Genomic DNA, 3,645 nt, shown 5'->3' with positions numbered 1-3,645 from the left:
CCCCAGTGTACCAGCCGTCCAGTGGCCAGGGTTCCGGTACAACCACAGTCCCCACAAATACCTGAACCGATACTTTTTAGCTACCAAAGTCTACCAAGATAGACCAAGGCTCGCCAATGCAAGATGCCATAGCATCCAGGGGGTATCTCCCAAAGCTCTCGGGAATATCCCGCGAGCGCCATAAAAATGTCAAAAAAGTTTAACACCGGGATGTAACCGCAACTATTAAAGCCTTGGTTTTCGGCTTTAATTTAAGTTACATAATAATCCCTGTCGGTGTTACCCTAATTTAAGTGTAACAAATAATAAGAGTTTTTGGTAGACTCTGCGACATTTTATCTAGCTGTTTACTAACCCTGAATATCAATGGTCATGAAGGTTTGGACGTTATCTTGATAGAACAGGAGGAAGACTTACAAGTAGAGTAGGATACGGATTTCTATGGATAATCCCCGATCGGAATAGTTTTTGGGAATAGCCTCAAACCCTTGTTCTACAACACTTCAAGTTTGTCTCGCCCTTTGTTATAGTAAACAACTACCTATAAATACACCAGGGGTATCTTGAGTAAAATGGTGTACACCCTCTCAATTAATTAACTAACATACAATCAAGATATACAACCAATGGACTACGTAATTACAAGCAACACCTAACGATCATATACCTTATTGGAAAAACCTTGTGTGAATATTGCTACTTCATCAGTAGACCTTGACCCGAACAACCTATTTCCCTTTGAACTCGATGAGTTCCAAAAACAGGCAATTGAGGCTCTCAATCATAGTCAGTCAGTAGTTGTCTGTGCTCCGACTGGTTCTGGGAAAACCCTGATTGGAGAATATACCATTTATCGTGCTTTGTCTCAAGGGGGACGTGTTTTCTACACCACCCCCCTCAAAGCGCTCTCCAACCAGAAACTAAGGGATTTTCGGGCAAAATTTGGCGCAGACAAAGTCGGTCTAGTTACCGGTGATTCCTCGGTCAACCGGGAAGCTTCTGTCTTAGTGATGACTACGGAAATCTTCCGTAATATGCTCTATGGTACCCCAATTGGTCAAGTGGGAGCCTCTATGCTAGGGGTTGAGGCGGTCATCCTAGACGAATGTCACTACATGAATGACCGACAACGAGGCACGGTTTGGGAAGAATCAATTATCTATTGTCCGCCAGATATCCAAATTGTTGCCCTCTCTGCCACTGTTGCCAATTCTGACCAGCTGACCGACTGGCTCAATCAAGTTCATGGCTCCACTCAGCTAATTTACTCTGACTTCCGACCTGTTCCCCTAGAGTTTTACTTTGCCCATCCCAAGGGAATTGTCTCCCTGCTGAATGACGACCAAACCAAGATTAACAACTCCCTCAAAACCAGGCGTCCTAAAAGCAAGGACAAACATGGACGTCCGGAGGGCCCCAGCATTAGCTCTGTGGTGAGCAAACTAAAAAAACGGGAGATGTTACCAGCTATTTACTTTATCTTTAGCCGCCGAGGCTGTGATAAGGCAGTAGATGAGATGGGTCCAATATCCCTGGTCAATGAACAAGAAGCAGCTCGACTCAAGAAACGGATTGATGAATTTATCACTAAGAATCCAGAAGCAGCTCGAACCAAACAAATTGACCCCCTCTACCGAGGTATAGCTGCCCATCATGCTGGAATTTTACCTGCTTGGAAAGGTCTAGTAGAAGAACTATTCCAACAAGGACTAGTGAAGGTGGTATTTGCGACAGAAACCCTAGCAGCAGGAATTAATATGCCTGCTCGTACCACGGTTATTTCCAGTCTATCTAAGCGTACTGACCGAGGACACCGGCTACTCACTGCCTCTGAATTTTTGCAGATGGCTGGACGAGCAGGACGGCGAGGGATGGATACCAATGGCTATGTGGTGACCGTGCAAACCCCCTTTGAAGGGGCTAAGGAGGCGGCTTATCTAGCAACTGCTGGTGCTGATCCCCTAGTTAGTCAGTTTACCCCTACCTATGGTATGGTACTGAATTTGTTGCAAACTCACTCTCTGCCTCAAGCCAAGGAGTTAGTTGAACGCAGCTTTGCTCAGTACCTAGCTACTTTGTACCTAAAACCTCAACAACAGGCAATTACTGAACTGACTGCGGAACTGACCAGAATTGATTTTCAACTGGCACCGGTAGATGTGGCAGTAATGGAAGGCTATCAAAAACTGAAGGAACACCTGAAAGTAGAGCGCCGCATTCTTAAAGACCTGCAACACCAAGCAGAGGTATCTGTTTCTAAAGCCGTATCCCAAGTGTTACAACAGGTGGAATCGGGAGCCATTCTCTATCTCAAGGGCAAGCATGTGCCAGTGTCTTCTCCTGTTCCAGCTGTTTTAGTGTCTAAACAAAAGGGTTCCGGTCAATTCCCCTATCTGGTGTGCTTAAGTGCTGCTAACCGATGGTATGTGGCAACAACTGCTGATGTGATGGGGTTAGATGGCTTTCCTGAAGTGGCCGATGACCAAGTATCCAATGGCTCTACGGAAGATTACTCAACCGGCTCAACTCAAGGTGAATCCTCTGACATTATCACTCTTCGATACCTTGATATTGGAACTCTCCAGCCTCTAGAGGGACTTGAGATTAAGCCAGGTCAAGTCAAAGGCGGAAATGAAGATACTGAAGCCTTGGCTAACCAAGTCCCCACTATTGCTCAACTCTGGGTTGCTCCAGAAGTGAGGGAGCAACAAGGTGTTGTTGCTGATCTAGAGGGTCAAATGGAAACCCATGCTCTTCGTCAGTGGGGTAATCCCTCTCAACTGATCAAACGCCACAAAAAACGGTTGTTTTTGCAGGAGCAAATTAACCAACGTCAAACTAAATTCCGAGAATACCAGGCTCAGCATTGGCACGAATTTCTGAACCTGATTGAAATTTTAAAGGAATCTGGCTCTTTGGAGGACTTAACTCCCACTGTTCTGGGGCAAGTGGCTGCTTCGGTTCGGGGAGAAAATGAGTTGTGGCTAGCTTTAGCCATGCTGTCGGGAGAATTAGATGACTTAGACCCCCACCAACTGGCAGCAGCTTGCTCTGCTATAGTTACCGAAACCCCTAGACCGGATAGTTGGACAAACTATAAACCAAGTGAGGAAGTGCTAGAAGCATTGGGAAACCTCAGGAGGATTCGGCGTCAAGTATTTCAGCTACAGCGTCGATATCATGTCGCCTTACCGGTTTGGTCAGAGGATAGGTTAATTGGTCTAATAGAACAGTGGTCATTAGGCAAATCCTGGCGGGAGCTATGCGGAAATAGCAGTTTAGATGAAGGGGATGTGGTGCGAATCTTACGTCGAACCTTAGATATATTATCCCAAATTCCCCATGTGTTGCCTCTACCAGAGTCTTTAAAAGCTAATGCGATTCGTGCTGCTCAGTTACTTGACCGCTTTCCGGTTAATGAGCGAGTCAATTGACACTCCCCGCGCCTATTGAAGCGGGGATTCTTCGCTCAACGATTCGACTTGCTGAACCTGGCCGGAACCAAGAACAGTAGAGGTTAAATCTCCCGAAGTGTTCGGATCGATGATCCAGGTTCCGGTGTGCCCCACCGTACCCAAGGCTTTTTTCAGGATGTTGACTGCGGCGTTGTGGTCTCGGTCTAATTTACAACCACATTTGCAGACG

General features: G+C 46.3%; 2 protein-coding genes and 1 pseudogene. 2 read left to right on the top strand and 1 reads right to left on the bottom strand.

From position 1 onward, the window contains the following. Together F6K37_RS34820 and F6K37_RS34815 are read left to right on the top strand one after the other, a co-directional pair. Positions 1 to 184 (top strand): hypothetical protein (locus F6K37_RS34820; RefSeq protein WP_287255399.1); only part of this gene is annotated, 184 nt, incomplete at its 5' end. Positions 185 to 686: 502 nt separating this feature from the next. Continuing rightward, positions 687 to 3,434: a DEAD/DEAH box helicase gene (locus F6K37_RS34815; RefSeq protein ID WP_044492656.1), complete on the top strand. Its 2,748-nt coding sequence runs from the start codon at positions 687 to 689 to the stop codon at positions 3,432 to 3,434. 12 nt (positions 3,435 to 3,446) lie between these two features. On the opposite strand, the pseudogene F6K37_RS34810 reads toward F6K37_RS34815, so the two are convergent. Then, positions 3,447 to 3,645: pseudogene (locus F6K37_RS34810) on the bottom strand (RNA-guided endonuclease TnpB family protein); the annotation flags it as partial.

The organism is Moorena sp. SIO4E2, from assembly GCF_010671945.1.
In the GTDB taxonomy this organism is placed as follows: Bacteria; Cyanobacteriota; Cyanobacteriia; order Cyanobacteriales; family Coleofasciculaceae; genus Moorena; species Moorena producens.
The sequence above is the reverse complement of the archived record's forward strand: the minus strand, read 5'-3'. Positions and strand labels throughout refer to the sequence as shown.